The sequence below is a fragment of the Plantibacter lichenum genome (assembly GCF_050587525.1).
In the GTDB taxonomy this organism is placed as follows: Bacteria; Actinomycetota; Actinomycetes; order Actinomycetales; family Microbacteriaceae; genus Plantibacter.
Genome location: NZ_JBOBFT010000019.1, coordinates 1 through 15,652 on the forward strand (window position 1 = coordinate 1; position 15,652 = coordinate 15,652).

Annotated in this window: 12 protein-coding genes; 3 read left to right on the forward strand and 9 right to left on the reverse strand. The window is 66.0% G+C overall.

The features are described 5' to 3' along the window. Positions 1 to 201: 201 nt before the first annotated feature. The 4 genes from ACQ3HB_RS19390 to ACQ3HB_RS19405 all read right to left on the reverse strand — a co-directional run bounded on the left by ACQ3HB_RS19390 (position 202) and on the right by ACQ3HB_RS19405 (position 4,760). Complete coding sequence (locus tag ACQ3HB_RS19390) at positions 202 to 537, reverse strand: peptidase (RefSeq protein WP_430922385.1); 336 nt, start codon at positions 535 to 537, stop codon at positions 202 to 204. Next, positions 534 to 1,712, reverse strand: a complete 1,179-nt coding sequence (locus ACQ3HB_RS19395) for an inorganic phosphate transporter (protein WP_430922387.1) — start codon at positions 1,710 to 1,712, stop codon at positions 534 to 536. The genes ACQ3HB_RS19390 and ACQ3HB_RS19395 overlap by 4 nt, the downstream gene beginning before the upstream one ends. 249 nt (positions 1,713 to 1,961) lie before the next feature. Next, positions 1,962 to 3,908 (reverse strand): DUF2207 domain-containing protein, encoded by a 1,947-nt coding sequence (locus ACQ3HB_RS19400; RefSeq protein ID WP_430922389.1) that lies wholly within the window; start codon positions 3,906 to 3,908, stop codon positions 1,962 to 1,964. Between the two features lie 12 nt (positions 3,909 to 3,920). Next, on the reverse strand, positions 3,921 to 4,760 hold the full coding sequence (locus ACQ3HB_RS19405) for an aldo/keto reductase (protein ID WP_430922391.1): 840 nt from the start codon (positions 4,758 to 4,760) through the stop codon (positions 3,921 to 3,923). Positions 4,761 to 4,959: 199 nt separating this feature from the next. Between ACQ3HB_RS19405 and ACQ3HB_RS19410 the strand changes: the two genes are divergently transcribed. Continuing rightward, on the forward strand, positions 4,960 to 7,068 hold the full coding sequence (locus ACQ3HB_RS19410) for a S9 family peptidase (protein WP_430922393.1): 2,109 nt from the start codon (positions 4,960 to 4,962) through the stop codon (positions 7,066 to 7,068). A 122-nt stretch (positions 7,069 to 7,190) separates the two neighbouring features. On the opposite strand, the gene ACQ3HB_RS19415 is transcribed toward ACQ3HB_RS19410, so the two are convergent. Continuing rightward, positions 7,191 to 8,219: a 6-phosphofructokinase gene (locus ACQ3HB_RS19415; RefSeq protein WP_430922394.1), complete on the reverse strand. Its 1,029-nt coding sequence runs from the start codon at positions 8,217 to 8,219 to the stop codon at positions 7,191 to 7,193. A gap of 204 nt (positions 8,220 to 8,423) precedes the next feature. Here ACQ3HB_RS19415 and ACQ3HB_RS19420 point away from each other — a divergent pair, with 204 nt between their 5' ends. Together ACQ3HB_RS19420 and ACQ3HB_RS19425 are read left to right on the forward strand one after the other, a co-directional pair. Continuing rightward, complete coding sequence (locus ACQ3HB_RS19420) at positions 8,424 to 8,690, forward strand: glutaredoxin domain-containing protein (RefSeq protein WP_430922396.1); 267 nt, start codon at positions 8,424 to 8,426, stop codon at positions 8,688 to 8,690. A gap of 253 nt (positions 8,691 to 8,943) precedes the next feature. Then, the gene (locus ACQ3HB_RS19425) at positions 8,944 to 9,195 is read left to right on the forward strand and encodes a hypothetical protein (protein WP_430922398.1); all 252 of its coding nucleotides are present in this window, start codon (positions 8,944 to 8,946) and stop codon (positions 9,193 to 9,195) included. A gap of 37 nt (positions 9,196 to 9,232) precedes the next feature. Here the strand turns inward: ACQ3HB_RS19425 and ACQ3HB_RS19430 are convergent, their stop codons facing one another. The 4 genes from ACQ3HB_RS19430 to ACQ3HB_RS19445 form a co-directional block, all read right to left on the reverse strand. After that, positions 9,233 to 11,419, reverse strand: coding sequence for a DEAD/DEAH box helicase (locus ACQ3HB_RS19430; RefSeq protein WP_430922399.1), 2,187 nt, complete (start codon positions 11,417 to 11,419; stop codon positions 9,233 to 9,235). Positions 11,420 to 11,652: 233 nt separating this feature from the next. Further along, complete coding sequence (locus ACQ3HB_RS19435) at positions 11,653 to 12,096, reverse strand: DUF779 domain-containing protein (RefSeq protein ID WP_430922401.1); 444 nt, start codon at positions 12,094 to 12,096, stop codon at positions 11,653 to 11,655. 258 nt (positions 12,097 to 12,354) lie between these two features. Then, positions 12,355 to 13,878, reverse strand: a complete 1,524-nt coding sequence (gene exaC / locus ACQ3HB_RS19440; protein WP_430922403.1) for an acetaldehyde dehydrogenase ExaC — start codon at positions 13,876 to 13,878, stop codon at positions 12,355 to 12,357. Positions 13,879 to 14,004: 126 nt separating this feature from the next. Continuing rightward, positions 14,005 to 15,288 (reverse strand): GAF domain-containing protein, encoded by a 1,284-nt coding sequence (locus ACQ3HB_RS19445; RefSeq protein ID WP_430922405.1) that lies wholly within the window; start codon positions 15,286 to 15,288, stop codon positions 14,005 to 14,007. Between the last annotated feature and the right edge of the window lie 364 nt (positions 15,289 to 15,652).

Here is a 15,652-nt window from a genome sequence, read left to right on the forward strand (position 1 = left end):
TTCAGGAGGCACAGCCGTTTCAGGAGGCACAGCCGTTTCAGGAGGCACAGCCGTTTCAGGAGGCACAGCCGTTTCAGGAGGCACAGCCGTTTCAGGAGGCACAGCCGTTTCGAGAGGCAATGCCGTTTCGGGAGTCTCGCGCGATTCCAGGACGGATGCATCGCGTGAAGCGACGCCCGATGCCACCGACGGGCGAAGCGTTCAGCCCTGGTGGAAGAACGGCACGATGAGATAGATGCCGTAGAGGACGGCGCCTCCGCTCAGCGTGAAGCAGGCGTATGCGCCGATGCGAGCAGCAAGCTTCTGGCCGTCGGTCAGCGGGTTCTTCTTCGCGGCCTTAGCGGCTCGCTTCGCGGCCCGTGCGGCTTCCTCCGGCGTGATGACGGTGATCGCATCGGTGAACTCCGCCGGGGAGACGACGGGAACCCGCCCAGCGGTCGTCAGGAGCCGCAGCCCGAACGAGTACAGGCTCACGACGGCCGTCGCACCGATGAACGACGTCACGGCGACGATGAGGAAAGCAGCCCAGTCGATCACTTCTTCACCTTCTTGGGTTTCGGATTCCGCTTGATCTTCACGGCCTTGCCGGACGCGGCGACCTCGCTCACGACGTTGTGGTGGCTGACCTCGTTGCGACGCGAGATCAGGAAGATGGTGAGGATGACGCCGACACCCACGACGGCGTCGATGATGATGCCCCACACGCCCAGGTGCGCCACGGCTGCCGCGAGTGCACCGACGATGCCGGCGGCGGGCAGCGTCATGAGCCAGCCGAGGCCGATGCGACCCGCGGTGCCCCAACGCACCTTCGAACCACGGCGACCGAGACCGGAGCCGATGACGGAACCGGAGGCGACCTGCGTGGTGGAGAGCGCGAAGCCGAGGTGGCTGGAGGCGAGGATCGTCGCCGCGGTGCTCGTCTCAGCGGCGAAGCCCTGCGCCGGCTTGACGTCCGTGAGGCCCGTTCCGATGGTCTTGATGATGCGCCAACCGCCCATGTACGTGCCCAACGCGATCGCGAGCGCGCAGACGACGATGACCCACAGTTCCGGCCCGGTGCCGACCGGCTGGAGCCCGACCGCGATGAACGTGAGCGTGATGACACCCATCGTCTTCTGGGCGTCGTTGGTGCCGTGGGCGAGCGCGACGAGGGAGGAGGAGAAGATCTGGGCGTACCGGAAGCCGTCGCGGCCGTCCGGTTTGCCGTCGTAGCGACGGGTGATCGCGTAGGCGAGCTTCGTCGCTCCGTACGCGACGAGACCGGCGACGACCGGCGCGACGAGTGCGGGCAGGATGACCTTCGAGAGGACGACGCCGAAGTCGATCGCGTTGAGGCCGGCACCCACGATTGCGGCACCGATGAGGCCGCCGAAGAGGGCGTGGCTGGAGCTGGACGGGAGACCAAGCAGCCAGGTGAGCATGTTCCAGACGATGGCTCCGATGAGACCCGCGAACACGAGCTCCGGACCGATCTGGATGCCGCCCTGGCCCTCGCGGATGAGTCCGCCCGAGATGGTCTTCGCGACCTCCGTGGAGAGGAACGCGCCCACGAGGTTGAGGATCGCGGCCAGGAGCACTGCCGTCTTGGGCTTCAGCGCCCCCGTTGCGATGGGAGTCGCCATCGCGTTCGCGGTGTCGTGGAACCCGTTCGTGAAATCGAAGAACAGAGCCAGTGCGATGACCAGCACGACAGTCAGGGTAACGAGTTCCACTGGCGTCTTTCTCTGAGGCGGAGCAGTTCAGGCACGTTGCTCGTCTCCCGCTGTGGCGCCCGATGGACACACCACTCCCCGGTGCAGGAATTCAGTGGGGATTCATGTGGAAGACGAGGACGGTTAACCCGCCGTACACGATACTTACACCCACTCGCGTCGAGGTCAACTTGACCGCGCCGACCCGCCGGGGAGCTCACGGAACGCCTCCGGCGGGCAGCGTCCGCGCGGTTGCCGGTGGATCGGCCGTCAGCGCCCGCCACCGCCGCCGCCACCGCCGCCACCGCCCGCGAAACCGCCGCCCATCGATCCACCCGACGAGCTCGCTCCCCCGCTCGACGACCAGGACGCCGTGGAACTCGCTGCTTCGCCAGAGAACCCGGAGAACGAATCGGCGAACGCCGCAGCCGCGAACGGACGGTCGGAGGCGTACCATCCCGGCGTCACACCGATCTGCTCGTAGTGGATCGAGAGCTCCTTGACCCAGTCGCGTTCGACGCCCCAGAGGACGGCGAACGGGAGCAGCTTCTCATACAGTTTCACGACCTGACCGGGATCGCCGACGTCGATGCGTTCGGCACCGTCCGGGCTCTGGAGCATCCGGAACCGGTCCGCCTCAGCGAGCTTCAGGTAGACCCGCATGCCCTCGAGGTAGTCACGGCGTTCCGCCCCGGCGGCGGTGAGCGGGTGCGGGGCGATCGCGAGCACGACACCGATGAAGACCGCGGCGCCGCACGCGAGCATCGCGAAGACGGTGGTTCCACTGGACGCGTGGACGTCACCGGCGATCCCCTGGAAGACGAACGAACCGATGCCGACGGCGGCGAGCACCACGACGATCAGCCACGACACGACCGACGACACGTTGCGACGGAAGCCGCGCTCCACGGCGAGCGTCTTCACCCGGGCGAGTTCCGCGGTCACCGCGGTTCCGAGGGCCGTGTCGACGACACCCATCTCGCGGATCGGTTCGTCCTCATCGGGGAACAGCATCGCCAGGACGGCCTGTTCCTGCTCGTCGGTCCCGTCCGCGTTGAGGTACTGGAGTGAGAACGACTTGCCTCGCTTCGCCGTCTTCGCACCCTCTTCCGTGACCGCGTAGTCGAGGATGCGGAGGTTGCCGCGGACGGCGAGGCTGACGATCGTCGCGGCCATCGATGAGCTCGCACGGCCGATGAGGTCGCCCGCCATCAGGAGGTTGAGGTCCTTCGGCACCGAGTACTCGGCGATGATCGTGCCGCGACCGGGGTGATCCCGCCACTTCCGGAATCGGATGACGCCGAGGGTGATGACGCCCGCTGCGGACAACCCGGCGAGCCCCACCGGGACAGCCGTGAACACGGGCGAATCGCGTGGTCGTTCGGGTTGCGTGAACGTGCCGGGCCTGAAACCGATCGCCACGGTGAGGGTCTGGTGGGGCTGGAGCGGCACCGGGCTGACGGTGAAGACGGAGCCGGCGTCGGGACTGCTGCTCGTGTTCGTCCCGTCAGCGCTGTCCGTTCCGTTGGTGCCGTCCGTCCCGGCAGCGCCGTCGGTTCCGTTGGCGATGTCGCATCTCGCGGTGTCGCCCTGCGAACCGCGGTAACAGGCGGCGTTCCCGGTCAGCGAGCCCGTGATATCCGGCGCGATGTGCACGGTCATGGCTGCGGAGGCGAATGGTTGGCCATAGCCGTTGCCGGGTGCGTCCCAGTAGAACTCGTCCGCGTGGGTGTCCTGGTAGGCGCCGACCACGTTCCGTTGCGTGTACGTGATCACATACGTGTGCGTCCCCGTCACGTAGTCGTCGGTCCCGAGTGCGAGCTCGATGAAGTCGCCGCCCTTGTCGGCGTCCCATTGGACTGCCATACCGTTCTCGTCGGTGACCGAGACGATCTTCGTGTCGAGCGGAGCACCGTTGAAGACGTCGGGGATCGCTCGGATGATGCCCTTGTTCTGCTCGAAGTCCGGGAACTCCGCGACGAACGTCTCGACGGCGCGGAGCTCGGCCACTCCGCCTGCGCCCTTCGACACCGTGTAGTCGCCGTCGAACGACGAGAACGTGAAATCGTCGACGTCGGTCTTCGCGGCGTGGGCCGGACCGGCCGCATGGGCAGCGGGTCCGGCTCCCAGCAACGCCGGGCCGAACATCGCTCCGCCCACCACGAGGACGGACCAGAGGAGGGCGCTGAGGAATCGGGGCTTTCGGCTGCGCTGCACCCGACCAGTCTGCTACATCTCCTCGTGCGTGTTGGGGTCTCCGTCGAAGAGTCGTCCATCCGGACGGCCGAGCGCCGTGATCGCCGCGACCTCGTCAGCGGTCAGTTCGAAGTCGAAGATGTCGATGTTCGCGCGCTGACGCTCAGGCGTCGCCGACTTCGGGATCGGCAGCACACCGCGCTGGTGGTGCCACCGCAGGACGACTTGCGCCGGCGAGATGTCGTGCGCCTTCGCTGCCTGCGCCACCGGGTCCTCGTCGAACGGTGCGGACCGCTTGCCGAGCGGGCTCCACGCTTCCGTTCGGATCCCGTTGTCCTCGTGGTAGGCGATCAGATCGGTCTGCGGGAAGTACGGGTGCAGCTCCACCTGGTTGACGGCGGGGAGGACTCCCGTCTCTGCCTTGAGGCGGTCGAGGAAGGCCTGCGTGAAGTTGGAGACGCCGATCGAGCGGACGAGACCCTCCTGCTGCAGCTGGATCATCGCCTTCCAGGAGTCGACGAACTTGTCGACGCTCGGGTTCGGCCAGTGGATCAGGTAGAGGTCGATCCTGTCGAGGCCGAGCGCCTGCAGCGAACCGTGGAAGGAGGAGATCGTCTCCTCGTACCCGTGGTCGCGACCCGGGAGCTTCGTGGCGATGAGGAGTTCCGAACGCGGAACCTTGGTCTCGCGGACAGCGGCGCCGACGGCGTCCTCGTTGCGGTAGTTGACGGCGGTGTCGAGGAGGCGGTAGCCGAGGTCGATGGCGGAGAGCACGGCATCGGTGCCCTCTCGGCCGCGCAGCGGATAGGTTCCGAACCCCACTGCGGGAAGGCTGGATCCGTCGCTGAGCTCGTAGGCAGGAATGGTCGTCATGGCTCGAATGTACGCCCACAGGCGACTCCTCGTCTCCATGTGCGCTGGGAGTGGCGTGGACACGAGGCTCTGCTGGCTCTGCGCTCGCTCTCTGCTCGCGCTCTGCTCGCTCCGTGCTCGCTCTGTGCTCGCTCTGGGCGTAGCGCCGATCGCGCCCTGCAACGGCCGGTGGGAGCACATCAGCCGATAGCGTTGGAGGATGACGAAGCTCACTCCGCCCCGCGCCCGCGTCGAACCATTCGAGAGAACCCACCACGGCGACACCGTCATCGATCAGTACGAGTGGTTGCGCGACAAGGAGTCGCCGGAGGTCATCGCGCACCTCGAAGCGGAGAACGCGTACACGGCGCAGGAGACGGAGCACCTCGCATCGCTCCGCGCGACGATCTTCGACGAGATCAAGTCCCGCACGCTCGAGACGGATCTCTCGGTCCCCAGCCGCTCCGGCGACTGGTGGTACTACGGGCGCAGCATCGAAGGCCAGCAGTACGGGCTGCAGTGCCGGGTCCCGGTCTCCTCCCCCGATGACTGGACGCCTCCGACGCTTCCCGCGGAGGGCGGTGCTCCCGATGAGCAGATCCTCCTCGACGCCAACCTCGAGGCCGACGGGCACGACTTCTTCTCGCTGGGCAGCTTCGACGTCTCCGACGACGGAACCAGGCTCCTGTTCGCCGTCGACACGGAAGGCGACGAACGCTACACGCTGCGCATCCGCGATCTCGCGACCGGCGCGGAACTCGACGACACCATCACGGGCACATCCTCGGGCGCCGAGTTCTCCCCCGACGGCGCGTCCGTGATCTACACGACCGTCGACGAGTCGTGGCGGCCGGACACCGTGTGGCTCCACACCGTCGGAACCCCGCAGAGCGATGACGTCCAGCTCTTCCACGAGGACGACGACCGCTACTGGGTCGGTGCCGGCTTCACCCGGAGCCGCGCGTTCCTCATCATCGAAGTCGGCTCGTCGATCACGAGCGAGGCCGCGATCGTCCCCGCGGACGACCTGCGAGCCGAACCACGCATCGTCTGGCCGAAGGTCGAGGGCGTCGAGTACTCCGTCGAGCACACCGTCGTCGACGGCACGGATCGATTGCTCATCCTGCACAACGCCGATGCGGTCAACTTCGAACTCGTCGAGGTCTCCGCGGCGGACCCCACGGGGGACCGTCGAGTGCTCCTCGCCCACAGCGATGCACTCCGACTGGAGGACGTGGAGGCGTTCGCCCACGTCGCGACGGTCTCCTATCGCCGCGATGGGCTCACTCGCATCGGCCTGCTCGACGTCGCTGCCGGTTCGCTCAGTGAGGTCGCCTTCGACGAACCGCTCTACACGGTCGGTTGGTCCGGGAACCCCGAATGGTCGCAGCCCGTCCTCCGCTTCGGCTTCGGTTCGATGCTGACTCCGTCGACCGTCGTCGACCTCGTCGTCGCGACGGGTGAGCGCCACATCCGCAAGCAGCAGGTCGTGCTCGGCGACTACGACGCCTCACGATACGAGCAGCGTCGCGAGTGGGCGACGGCCGCCGATGGAACCCGAGTCCCCGTGTCGATCGTTCGTCGTCGTGGCCTCGACACCCCCGGTCCACTGCACCTCTACGGCTACGGCTCGTACGAGGCGTCGATCGACCCGTCGTTCTCCATCGCTCGACTCTCGATGCTCGACCGCGGCGTGACCTTCGCGATCGCGCACGTGCGCGGGGGCGGTGAGCTGGGCCGTCACTGGTACGAGGACGGCAAACTCCTGCACAAGAAGAACACCTTCACGGACTTCGTCGATGTCGCCCGTCACCTGATCGAGGCCGGCTACACGGTTCCGGAGCGCCTCGTCGCCGAGGGAGGCAGTGCCGGTGGCCTCCTCATGGGCGCCGTCGCGAACCTCGCTCCGGAACTCTTCGCAGGTGTGCTGGCCGAGGTTCCGTTCGTCGACGCGCTCACGAGCATCCTCGATCCGTCGCTTCCGCTCACCGTCATCGAGTGGGACGAGTGGGGCGATCCCCTCCACAACGCCGAGGTCTACGCGTACATGAAGGCGTACTCGCCGTACGAGAACGTCCGCGAGGGAGTCGCATACCCGAGGATCCTCGCGGTCACGAGCCTCAACGACACTCGTGTGCTGTACGTCGAGCCGGCGAAATGGGTGGCTCGTCTGCGTGACGTCGGTGCACCCGCACTGCTCAAGACGGAGATGAGCGCCGGACACGGTGGGGTCAGCGGACGCTACAACTCGTGGCGCGAACGTGCGTACGAGCTGTCGTGGCTGCTCGACGTCCTCGGTCTCGCGGATGCGGAGCCCCTCGGCCGCTAGAACGGAACGCCCTTCGACAGGCTCAGGGACCAGGGTTCCGCCACCAAGAGCCCGGTCACTGAGCCTGTCGAAGTGCCCCACACACAAGCACCCTTCGACAGGCTCAGGGACCGGACGCTTGCCTATCCGAAGAGGATCGCGGCTTCCTCGTAGCGAGCGTCCGGAACGGTCTTCAGCTTGCCGAGGGCTTCCTCGAACCGGCAGTTGACGAGGTCCGTCCCGCGGAGGGCGATCATCGTGCCCCACTCCTCAGCCATGACGGAGTCGATCGCAGCCATGCCGAGTCGAGTCGCGAGCACTCGGTCGTACGCGCTCGGGACGCCACCGCGCTGGAGGTGACCCAGGACGGTCGCACGCGATTCGATGCCCGTGCGCTCCTCGATCGCGGGAGCGAGGACATCGGCGATGCCGCCGAGGCGAGGACGGTTGAACGCGTCGAGCCCCTTCTCCGAGTGAGCGGTCTCCATGGTGTCGAGCGTGAAGCCCTCCGACACGACGATGACGGGTGCACGGCCTCGCTTGTAGACGCTGTCGGCCCACTCGCAGATCTGCTCGATCGACTGCGGCTGCTCCGGGATCAGGATGGCGTGTGCTCCTGCTGCCATGCCGGCGTGCAGTGCGATCCACCCCACGTGACGGCCCATGACCTCGACGACCATGCAGCGCTTGTGCGATTCACCGGTCGTGCGGAGGCGGTCGATGGCCTCCGTCGCGATCTCCACCGCCGTGTCGAAACCGAACGAGTAGTCGGTCGCGTCGAGGTCGTTGTCGATCGTCTTCGGGACGCCGACGATCTTGAGCCCCGCGTCCGTGAGCCGCTTCGCCGCTGCGAGCGTCCCTTCGCCACCGATCGCGATGAGCGCGTCGATGCCGAGACGGTCGAGCGTGTGCTGGACGTTCTCCGGGCCTCCGTGCGGGCCTTCGAACGGGTTCGTGCGGCTCGTGCCGAGGATCGTTCCGCCCTGACGGGACAGACCCCGGACGCTGTGTCGGTCGAGCGGCATCGTGAGACCGTCGACGACGCCTCGCCAGCCGTCCCGGATCCCGACGAACTCCTGGTTGTGGATCTTGGTGCCCTTCAGGACAGCACCACGGATCACTGCGTTCAGGCCGGGGCAGTCGCCACCGCTCGTGAGCACGCCAATTCTCATATTCGACTCAGTTCCTCATCGGGTTCGGGCACGCATCGTGGTACCGCAGATCGTTCCCATGAGAATACCGTCTCCGAGAGGACGGTTCGGTTCCGTGCACTGTGATGCGGTGCGATGCGATGCAGGACAGCGCGGTGCGATGCGATGCGGAACCGCTTCGACGCTCAGGGAGGTTCATCGGCACGGTCGCGTTAGGCTTTTTCCATGGACAGCAACGACTTCACCCCTGACGCAGGCGCAATCACGATGTTCACGACCTCGTGGTGTGGATACTGCCAGCGCCTGAAGCACCAGCTGAACGGTGCCGGCATCCCCTTCACCGAGGTGAACATCGAAGAGGTCCCCGGGACGGCCGAGCTCGTCGCATCTGTCAACGGAGGCAACCAGACGGTTCCCACGATCATCTTCCCGGACCGCACGACGGCCACGAACCCGTCACTCGCCGAAGTGAAGACCCGCCTCAGCGTCTGAGTCGTCGAGGCAGCGGCAGCAGTCACGGCGGGCGACCACTGGTCCGCTCGACCGTCTCGAGCTCAGCCGAGATCCGACCCGGATCCGACCCGGATCCGGGCTGGATCCGGGCTGGATTCCGAGCTTCTCCTCCCGATATTCCGCGCAGATGAGCAGATCCGCGCTCATGGGCGCACCCACTTGCGTGACCGATGCGGTCAGGAGGACCACCTGAACGTCGCTAGGCTGAGCGCATTCGACATTGGGGGATGTCTTGCTCAACACCATCATCGTGGTCGTCGCGTGCGTCGGCTCGGTCATCATCGTCGCTGTACTCGGGTACGTCGTCGCCCATGCGCACGAGGGCGAGCAACGTCGTCATGCGGAATCGAGTGAGGCCTCTGCAGCCGGGAGCACCGACGATCTGCTTCGCGACGATCCGCTCCGAGGCACCAGTTCTGACGGCGCCAGTCGTTCTGACGAAACCGGCCAGGAATCGGAGCAGCCCGACACCGACGAACGGTGACGGGCTGCTGGATCGCTGACCGCGGGGTCTCCGGAACTCAGGCTCCGAGCGCCTCCCGCAGCAGGTGGATGAGTGCGTTGAGCTGCACCGAGTCGACCGATGCCACGTCCTGATCGCTGCCGTCGAGCGCACGGGCCGCGAGGCCCTGCTTGCTGTCGATGAGTTCGGCGACCTTGGCGTCGATCGTGTGCGCAGCGATGATCCGCCATGCCGTGACCGGCTCTTCCTGACCGATCCGGTGCACGCGGTCGATTGCCTGAGTCTGTTCCGCGGCCGTCCAGGACAGCTCCGCGAGGACCACGTTGGACGCCGCCTGCAGATTGACGCCGACACCGGCTGCGGTGAGCGAGCACACCGCGACCGAAACCTCAGGATCGGTGTTGAACGCATCGATCGCGGCTTGACGGGCCTGAGCGGTCTGGTCTCCGCGCAGTGACACCGTCTTGAGGCCACGACCGGCGAACAGCTGTTCCGCAGCATTCATGACATCGATGTGCTTCGCGAAGAACACGACCTTGCCCACGGAACGCGCGAGCTGAGCGGTGTAGTCCGACGCGAGGATCGCCTTCGCCTGACCGATCTTGCGGATCATCGTGAAGACGTTCTCGGTGCCGCCGGCAGCCTTCGACTCGTCGAGTTCCGCCTGTGCGACCATCCGCATGAGTTCGAGGTTGGGATCGTGGAGGCCGTCGACCTTCTCGCCGCGGGCTTCGATGACCCTGACGTAGCGGTTCCGGAGTCGGAGGCCCAGCTCCTTCTCGGCCTCGCGGATGGAACGGCTCGCTTCGTCGTCGAGTTCGACCGGGAGGTCCGCGACGAGCTTCGCCGGGAGGTCCTTCGCGACATCGATCTTCTTGCGCCGCACGATGCCCATGTCGATGACGGCGGATCGAGCTGCGGAGTAGAAGCCGTGATCGGCCGGCGTGAGTCCAGTCTCCTCGAGGCGTTCCATGAGTTCGGCGGTCGGCTTGCCGTCCTTCACCCAGCCGAGGAACTGCCAGATGGCGTTGAAGTCCTCGACGTCGTTGATGAGGGGTGTACCCGTCAGGGCCAGGAGCAGCGGATCGCCGCCTGGAGTCGCCTTGCGGATGCGGTTCGCGAGCGACAGCACGTGCTGCGAACGCTGCGAGTGGAGGTTCTTGATGAAGTGCGCTTCGTCCACGACCATGCCGCGGAAACCGAGTGTTCCGAGCCACGCGAGGTGACGGTCCAACACCTCGTAGTTCACGATGATGACGTCGGCGAACGCATCGAGGGTCGCTCCGTCACCATGGATGACGGTCGCACGGCGGTTCGGCGTCCAGCGTTCGACCTCACGCGCCCAGTTCATCTTCACGACGTTCGGGACGATCACGAGCAGCGGGTACGCATCGGCGACCGATGCGGCGAGCACCGACTGTGCGGTCTTCCCGAGCCCGGGTTCGTCGGCCAGGAGGAAGCTGCGGTGACCTTCCTTGACGGCCTCGACGAAACGGGCCTGGTGCTTCATGATCTCGAGACCGCGCGGCGAGAGCCGGTCGATCTTCGGAGCCTCGGGCAGCTCCATCGAAGCGGCTCCCCCACCGGAACCGAGTTCGAACGCCTTGTACAGCGGAGCCATGAGTTCCCAGCTGTCGAGGCGACGACGTGACGTCGTCTGTGGCTGCGCCTGGCTGAAGTCGGGGGCGAGGAACGGGTTCGCGAGCTGACGGGCCTTCACGGATTGCGGGATGACCTGCTTCTCGGCGAGCTCCGCCGGAACCACTGGTTCGACGGCGGGCTTCTCGACCGTGATGATCAGTTCATCGGCGCTCAGCTCGGCACCGGATTCGAGGAGCCAGTCGCGCCGCATGCGCTGGGCAACCGGACTCGTCGCCGCATCCGCTTCGAGGAGCTGGATGAGCGAGGTGTCCCGTGCAGCGGTCTTCGCGAGGATCGTGGCGACGCCGTCGAGCCGTTTGAGCAGCTCCGCTCGCGTCGAATCGCTCATCGTCGTGTCGGCTTTGACCTTCGCTCGTTCCTCACGGACGAGGAAGGCGATCACCTGGTACTTGGTGCGGTTGGTGGGGCCGACCTTGCCCTTCTGGGCTTTGGCCTCCACCTCCCGGACCTTCCGTGCGAGGATCGGGATGATGGGGGCTTCGTCATCGTGACGTGACGACGATCCGCGGGTGGATGATCCACGCGTTGCGGAACCACGGGCGCTTGAGCGGCCCGATGAACGGCGTTGGCCGGTGTACGGCATGCTCCTCCTGAGCAGTCGAAAAGCCTCAGCGGCCAGAGGGCCGGAAGACACGGGCGCCAGGTCTCCTGCCGATCAACGCGGTGCGGAACATGCTGCACTGTTCGCGGATCGGGGCGGGTTCCCAGCGGGCGTGCGTTCATTCTACGACATCGATGCTCGGAGCGCGGTGTGGTCTCCGACGACGCGTGTCGGAGGACAGATGTTGGGTAAGCGTGATGGCGAGGAGATCTGGATCAGGCGGTGTCGACGAGTCCGAGCCGTTCGAGTTCCGTGTCGTCGAACATGCGCGAGCGGATGAGGAAGCGTTGACCGGTCGGTGCTTCCACGCTGAACCCGCTCCCCCGACCAGGGACGACGTCGATCGTGAGGTGCGTGTACTTCCAGTACTCGAACTGCGACCTCGACATGTAGACCTCGACCGGTTCGATGCCGTCCACCTGCAGTGTGTCGAGGAGGATGTCGGCTGCTCCCGTCCGGAACATTCCGACGGGATAGCACATGGGCGAGCTGCCGTCGCAGCACCCGCCCGACTGGTGGAACATGAGCGGCCCGTACCGGGCTGCGAGTTCACGGAGCAGTACTGCTGCGGACTCGGTGACGTCGACGCGTTCCTGCGGAGTGTCGTCGGTCTCGGACTGGTCCTGCGAGGTGCTGCCGTGTGCGGTGAGGTCGTTCATGATGGCCTGCCGTCCCTCCTTCGTTGGAGTGGAACCTGGATGGTGCCGAGTGTACGCCGGTCGGCGAGTGGTCAGCCCCTGAGCTGGGCCGCCCCGGTCCCTGAGCTGGGCCGCCCCGGTCCCTGATGCGCCCTGGTCCCTGAACTGCCCCGGTCCCTGAACCGCCCCGGTCCCTGAGCTTGTCGAAGGGCGCACTTCGACACGCTCAGTGACCGGGCATGCCGTGACACGCTCAGTGACCGGGCACGGCGTTCTCGCTCAGAAGAAGCCCATGGGCCCTTCCGCGTAGCTGACGAGCAGGTTCTTCGTCTGCTGGTAGTGGTCGAGCATCATCTTGTGGTTCTCCCGTCCGATGCCGGACTGCTTGTACCCACCGAACGCTGCGTGCGCCGGGTACTGGTGATACGTGTTCGACCACACTCGTCCGGCTTCGATCGCTCGACCCGCGCGGTAGAGCGTTGTCGCCTCACGGCTCCACACACCGGCGCCGAGACCGTAGAGCGTGTCGTTCGCGATCGAGATCGCTTCGTCGTAGGTGTCGAAGCTCGTGAGCGCGAGAACGGGTCCGAAGATCTCCTCCTGGAAGATCCGCATGTCGTTCGTCCCCTCGAACACCGTCGGCTGGATGTAGAAGCCACCGCTCAGGTCTCCCCCGAGGTCGGCTCGTTCACCGCCGATGAGGAGTTTCGCTCCGCCCTGTTTCCCGATGTCTATGTAGGACAGGATCTTCTCGAGCTGATCGTTCGACGCCTGTGCTCCGATCATCGTGTCGGTGTCGAGCGGATTGCCCTGCTTGATCTTGCCGATGCGAGTCAGTGCATCTCCGACGAAGCCGTCGTAGATCGAGCGTGCGACGAGTGCTCGGCTCGGACACGTGCACACCTCACCCTGGTTGAGAGCGAACATGCTGAAGCCCTCCTGTGCCTTCTCGTAGTAGGCGTCCTTCTCCCTCGCCACGTCCTCGAAGAACACGTTCGGGCTCTTGCCGCCGAGTTCCAGCGTGACCGGGATCAGGTTCTCGCTCGCGTACTGCATGATCAGGCGTCCGGTCGTCGTCTCGCCCGTGAACGCGATCTTCCGGATCCGGGGATGTGAAGCGAGCGGTGCTCCTGCTTCGATGCCGAAGCCGTTGACGACGTTGAGGACTCCGGGTGGAAGGAGGTCCTTCACGAGGTCGACGATGAGGTGGATCGAGGCCGGCGTCTGCTCCGCAGGCTTCAGGACGACGCAGTTGCCTGCGGCGAGTGCGGGAGCGAGTTTCCACACGGCCATGAGGATCGGGAAGTTCCACGGGATGATCTGGCCCACCACACCGAGCGGTTCATGGAAGTGATAGGCGACCGTGTCGTGGTCGAGTTCGGAGATGCCGCCCTCCTGGGCTCGGATGCAGCCCGCGAAGTAGCGGAAGTGATCGATCGCGAGGGGGATGTCGGCTGCGAGGGTCTCCCGGACCGGTTTGCCGTTCTCCCAGCTCTCGGCGACGGCGATCTCCTCCAGGTGGGCTTCCATCCGGTCGGCGATCGTGTTGAGGATCACCGCTCGTTCGGCGACACTCGTCTTGCTCCACGCGGGGAAGGCCTTCCAGCCCGCCTCGATGGCGCGGTCCACGTCCTCTGCGGTTCCTCGGGCGATCTCCGTGAACACCTGTCCATTGACCGGACTCGGGTTGTCGAAGTACTGGCCCTTCACGGGTGCGACGTACTCGCCTCCGATGAAGTGGTCGTACCGGGGTGCGTAACTGAACACGGCACCCGCCGTGCCTGGGTTCGCGTAGACGGTCATGTTGCTCCTTCTCGACGTCGTTGTCGTGGCCCGTCCGGAGAGGCGGGCACACGTGAACGGTACGTCGGCGGACGTTGCAACATGTTGCATCGCGGTGCGCCCTGATGCTGTTGGGATCGCACCGCTTCAGGAGCGCAAGGAGGCTTCGATCAGTTCGATGCGTTCGACGAGGCCCGCACGCTTGGGCGACCGGGGCGGCAGCAGACGGAGGCAGGCCGTGAAGACGTGGATGTCGTCAGGCGCAGCAACAGTGGTCGCGTACTGGAAGAGGACGTCGGAGGAAGCATCGGTGAGGATCGCTTCACGGAGACGATGCGCGACCGTTTCACGAAGTTCGACGACGCCGGGTGCGATCGATTCAGGAAGCACGGGCCCGGGATACGCAGCGAGAGCCGCTCGATGAGCACCTCGATCGAGCAACGACAACACTTGGTGGACGTCGAGTTCGAGTGCCGCTGTGACCCGATACGGACGGGACTCCGGGACCAGACCGGGTGCGACACGGCCGAGCGCTTTGCGGAGTCGAACGAGTTCCGCTCGCAACGTGACCGAGGCTTCGTCCGCCTCGTAGAGGAGATCGGCCAGCCGTTCAGCTGAAAGGCCCTGTCGATGCCAGGCGAGGAGCGTCAGGATCTCCGCGTGGCGTGGGCTGAGTGCTGTGGGATGGGCTGCGGCGAGCGGTGGAGCCGTCAGGAGACCTGTACTTCGACCGAGGACCTGGAGCGTGCTGCGAACCGGACGTGGTGGAGTGATCGTGGTCCGGCGCGATGATCGGGCCTGCCTGCTTCGATCGTTCGCAGCGCGGAGCCGTTGAACGAGGATCTCCGATTCGACGGCCGCTGCTGTCGCCTCCATCAACGGCAGTGCGTGCGGAGCGACGGCCTGCGCTCCACCCGTGATGTCGATGACACCGATGATGCGGCCCGATTCGGGATCGTGGACCGGCACTGCCGTACAACTCCACGGATGCACCAGCCGGTTGAAGTGTTCGGCCGCGTGGATCTGGATGCCGTGGTCGAGTTCCAATGCGGTTCCCGGTGCGCTCGTTCCGACGTCGCGCTCGGACCAGCCTGCGCCTTCGACGAACAGCATGCCCTCCGCACGGCGTCGGAGTTGGCGGTCACCATCGACCCAGAGCAGTCGACCCATGGCGTCCCCGACCGCCACGAGGATCCCGGAGTCGTCATCCGCGTCCTTGACGAGCAGGCGTCGGATGACCGGCAGGACACCGGCGAGTGGATGGCCAAGGCGATGTTCGCGCAGTTCCGTGTCGTCGAACGCGAGCGGAGGCAGGAGGTTGTCGGGGTCGAGGTGGTGTTCGGCCGATCGTTCCCAGGACTCGCGGACCAGACGTCGGACGGTGGCGTCCGGTGAGGCTTCGAGATCGGGCGATGCTGCAGACGGTGCCACGAGGGACGGTGATGAGCGTGTTCGGGCGCTCGCCGATGTCAGGCCAGTGGCGAGCCAAGGACTGGTCATCGAGTGCACCGCCCATCATCATCGATCGGTTCGGAGGTGGATTCAGTCTACGTGCGGGGTTCGGTGAGGTCGCCCTTGCGCAGTGGGGGTCGTGCAGTGGGGGTCAGGCACTTCGACAGGCTCAGTGACCGGGGCGGGGAGCTGGTCCCTGAGCTTGTGGAGGGGTGGGGTCTGGGTGGTGGGGGTCTAGCACTTCGACAGGCTCAGTGACCGGGGCGGGGCGTCTGTGGGCATGGCCCGGTCCCTGAGCTTGTCGAAGGGTTGGGTTCTGGGGTGGGTGGGTGTGGGTTATCCG

Coding starts and splice junctions, on each gene's coding strand:
- ACQ3HB_RS19410 (WP_430922393.1), top strand. CDS start 4,960: ATGACGAAGCTCACTCCGCCCCGCGCCCGCGTCGAACCATTCGAGAGA.
- exaC (WP_430922403.1), bottom strand. CDS start 13,878: ATGACCGTCTACGCGAACCCAGGCACGGCGGGTGCCGTGTTCAGTTAC.
- ACQ3HB_RS19435 (WP_430922401.1), bottom strand. CDS start 12,096: ATGAACGACCTCACCGCACACGGCAGCACCTCGCAGGACCAGTCCGAG.
- ACQ3HB_RS19405 (WP_430922391.1), bottom strand. CDS start 4,760: ATGACGACCATTCCTGCCTACGAGCTCAGCGACGGATCCAGCCTTCCC.
- ACQ3HB_RS19430 (WP_430922399.1), bottom strand. CDS start 11,419: ATGCCGTACACCGGCCAACGCCGTTCATCGGGCCGCTCAAGCGCCCGT.
- ACQ3HB_RS19415 (WP_430922394.1), bottom strand. CDS start 8,219: ATGAGAATTGGCGTGCTCACGAGCGGTGGCGACTGCCCCGGCCTGAAC.
- ACQ3HB_RS19420 (WP_430922396.1), top strand. CDS start 8,424: ATGGACAGCAACGACTTCACCCCTGACGCAGGCGCAATCACGATGTTC.